This window comes from Bacteroides sp. (assembly GCA_036351255.1).
Lineage (GTDB): Bacteria > Bacteroidota > Bacteroidia > Bacteroidales > UBA7960 > UBA7960.
In genome coordinates this window covers 1-3,407 of sequence record JAZBOS010000154.1, presented here as the reverse complement: position 1 = coordinate 3,407, position 3,407 = coordinate 1, and the positions used below count along the sequence as shown (strand labels likewise).

Here is a 3,407-nt window from a genome sequence, read left to right as displayed (position 1 = left end):
CATGCTGGTGGTGGTCAACCCCGCCAAGGCCGACGTGGATGTGCTGCTCCAGGCAGGACAGCGTGGCGACGGACTGGCCGAGATCACCGTGCCCGAAGCCTATGTAGGCGACGATGTGCATGTGTACCTGGTCTTCACCCTCCTCGACGACCTGCTCAGCACAGGTGGCCGTGATGCCATCGCCAACAGCGTCTTCGCCGGCACCGTGACGGTGACCTAAGCGGATGAGCCTTTTAACACCTCCTCTGTCTTGTCTGGCGGGGGAGGTGTTTTTGGTTCAAGGTTCAAGGGCCTGTCCGCTAACCAGCGGATTCAAGGTTCAAGGGCCTGTCCGCTAACCAGCGGATTCAAGGTTAAGGTCATTTTTTATTCAACTTTTCAACGCCTCTGCCACTGGAATTTTCAACCAGATTCCGGGGCAAACACAGATTAATTCCATCCTCCCTTTTGAGGATTTATGACAATGCCCTATATTTACCGCCTGAAAAGCACCGGAATGATTTTGTCGTGCAAAAAATCCGGCAGCCATTCGAATGTGCAGGATATTTTCATCCTGATAATCCTACGGCAGGCAATGCACAGGAGCCTCCTGCCTGTCAAAGTGAAGAAAAAATGACCATAAAGACGCACCATGTAAAGGGCACGAAAATTGCAGAACTGATCGCGGAAGGGAATATCATCAGCAAGTCGGGAGACGGGTTAGACTTATTGGGAAACCTTTACTATCAGGGCTTTGATAAGATCGTGATCCACGAGAAGAACATCACGCCCGATTTTTTCGACCTGAAAAACGGGATGGCCGGTGAGATCCTTCAAAAATTCTCCACCTACCGGGTGCGCCTTGCCATTGTGGGTGATTTCGCCAGGTACAGCAGCAAAAGCCTGAAGGACTTTATTTTTGAGAGCAACAAAGGCCGACACGTCAGCTTTGTATCAAGCAGCGCGGAAGCCCTGAAAACCCTTTCCGAGCGATGAACGGGAACCAAGAGGGAAGCCCGGGACCGAACCCCTTAAAAGAAACGGCAGTCTTTTTTAACAGCCAGGAGGAATTCAGGACCTGGCTGGAGATGCATCATGAAAAAGAGACGGAGCTCATGGTCGGGTTTTACAAGGTTGCAAGCGGGAAGCCTTCCATGAGCTGGTCTGAATCGGTTGACCAGGCCCTTTGTTTTGGCTGGATCGACGGCATCAGGAAATCGATTGACAGGGAGTGTTACTGCATTCGTTTTACCCCGCGCAGGCCCGGAAGCAACTGGAGTGAAGTCAATATCAGGAAAGCGGAAGCGCTCACCGAAGCGGGGCTGATGAAGGCTGCCGGGCTGAAGGCCTTTAGTTTAAGGAAAGTAAATGAACCCGGGATTTCCTTGCAGGAAAAGGACCGGGTATTTCATGGTTCAGCCTATGAAAAACGGTTCAGGGAGGACCCCGAGGCCTGGGCGTTTTTCGTGAAACAAGCGCCCTCGTATAAAAAGGCAATCATGCGCTGGATCATGAGCGGGGTGCAGGAAAAAACCAGGCAATCGCGACTGGAAAAAGCCATAAGGGAAAGCCGACAACACAAGCGGGTTTCCTGAACCAGAGACCCGCTGGCCTGGTGTGGCGCCCTGCTCATTCATCCCGGACAGGAAAACAGGAATGGGGTTGGGTTTAAGGTTTAAGGTTTAAGGTTTAAGGTTCAAGGTTCAAGGTCATTATTTATTCAACTTTTCAACGCCTCTGCCACTGGAATTTTCAACCAGATACCGGGGCAAACACAGATTAATTCCATCCTCCCTTTTGAGGATTTATTGCAATGCCCTATATTTACGGCCTTAAAAGCACCGGCAGAATCAGCGTGGGTATGATTTTATCATCGTTCTAAATGCCTTGGCTGCACGATTAAGTGACAAGATTTCTAATATAAAAACAATATATATGAAAAAATTTTTGATTTTAATTCCATTGGTTCTCTTCCTGGGATGTAGTAGAAAAGGCAATCATACAATCAGAATTGCTGGATCTCCGGGAAACTCTGAGATTAGTGTTGCAGAACTAAAAACCAATGATTCAACATACGTCGACACCATCGTTGGAGGCAGCTATTCCTTTGTTATTAGTGACTTGAAGGACAATTATATAGAATTAAAACTGGATGAATGGATTCCGCTGTATGCTGAACCTGGTGATAGTATTTTCATACATTATGACAAGGCAAATATACAGGTTCAATTTTCTGGAAATGGTTTTGAAGAAAGTGAATATTTATTTAAAGGGCGCGAGTTAATGAAAGAACTGGGTTTTGGCGACCCGAGAATGATTGATATCGCTCTTTTTTCATCCAATCCGGAAAGCTTCCTGAAATCGGTTGACAGCATTAAACAGGTAAGAACCAAATTATTGCGTGATTACAAAGATCTGAATCCAAATATTTCTGATAATTTCTTCAATACTGAAAGCCTGCTTATCGACTATTACTGGATTAATCAGCAATTTGGTTATCCGGGTTTTTATGAGATGTTAACCAATACGAAGGCAGAGCTTCCGGGCAATTATTACCAGTTTACCGACCAGGTTGAGCCTGGCCAGGCAGAGCTGTTCAAATTCAAAGTTTACCGGGAAGCCTTAAGTGCATACCTGGATCATAAGGCAAAAGATTTCCAAGACAAGTACCTGTTGGCGAAGGAATTATTTACTGAGAAGGAAATGTTTGAAGAAATCATCTATGCGAAGTTCATTACTTATATAAACTTTAATGGAACAGATGGACTGGACAGCATATACCAGGATTTTCTGCCTTACATAAATGACCAGGAGCGGAAAGAATTCCTGACCGGGAAATATAATAGCTGGAGCAGACTGGCTATAGGGGAAAAAGCACCTGAATTTGAAATAGCAGATGATGGTGGAAATGTTGTCAGGCTTTCTGACTTTTATGGAAAATTTGTATACATAGATTGCTGGAGTTCATTTTGCGGGCCCTGCCTGAAAGAAATGCCTGAAATGAAAAAGCTTTCAGACGAATATAAAAATGAAAATATCGTTTTTATTTCTATTTCTGCTGATGATGACAGGGAAAAATGGTTAAGTAAAATAAAAGAGTTTCAATTCACAAATACGGTTAATCTTTGGACAGCAGGAACAAACCATCCGTTCAACAACGATTATAATGCAAAAGCTTTTCCAAGATACATTTTGATTGATGAAAAGGGAAATATCCTGGACGCAACAGCAGATAACCCCTCAATGATTAAAGAAAAACTTGAGCAACTTCTGTAAAACCGGCACCAAACAACCGGTGTAAAAAATCAAGGAGGCTGCCCTTATTCAGGGGCTGCAGCCCCCGGTAACCTGGCTGGAAGACAGGAATGGGGGTTAGGTTTAAGGTTCAAGGTTTAAGGTTCAAGGTTTAAGGTTCAAGGTTTAAGGTT

General features: G+C 45.0%; 4 protein-coding genes. All 4 read left to right on the top strand.

Annotated features, from left to right (window positions below; translation table 11 throughout):
• Nucleotides 1-220, top strand: a 220-nt coding sequence (locus V2I46_14580) for a DUF6266 family protein (protein ID MEE4178727.1), incomplete at its 5' end; no start/stop codon positions are given.
• Between the two features lie 287 nt (nucleotides 221-507).
• A complete protein-coding gene (locus V2I46_14575) occupies nucleotides 508-975 on the top strand; it encodes a DUF4180 domain-containing protein (GenBank protein MEE4178726.1) in 468 nt (155 codons plus the stop codon).
• On the top strand, nucleotides 972-1,574 hold the full coding sequence (locus V2I46_14570) for a YdeI/OmpD-associated family protein (GenBank protein ID MEE4178725.1): 603 nt from the start codon (nucleotides 972-974) through the stop codon (nucleotides 1,572-1,574). The genes V2I46_14575 and V2I46_14570 overlap by 4 nt, the downstream gene beginning before the upstream one ends.
• A 340-nt stretch (nucleotides 1,575-1,914) precedes the next feature.
• A complete protein-coding gene (locus V2I46_14565; GenBank protein MEE4178724.1) occupies nucleotides 1,915-3,255 on the top strand; it encodes a TlpA disulfide reductase family protein in 1,341 nt (446 codons plus the stop codon).
• Nucleotides 3,256-3,407: the final 152 nt, after the last annotated feature.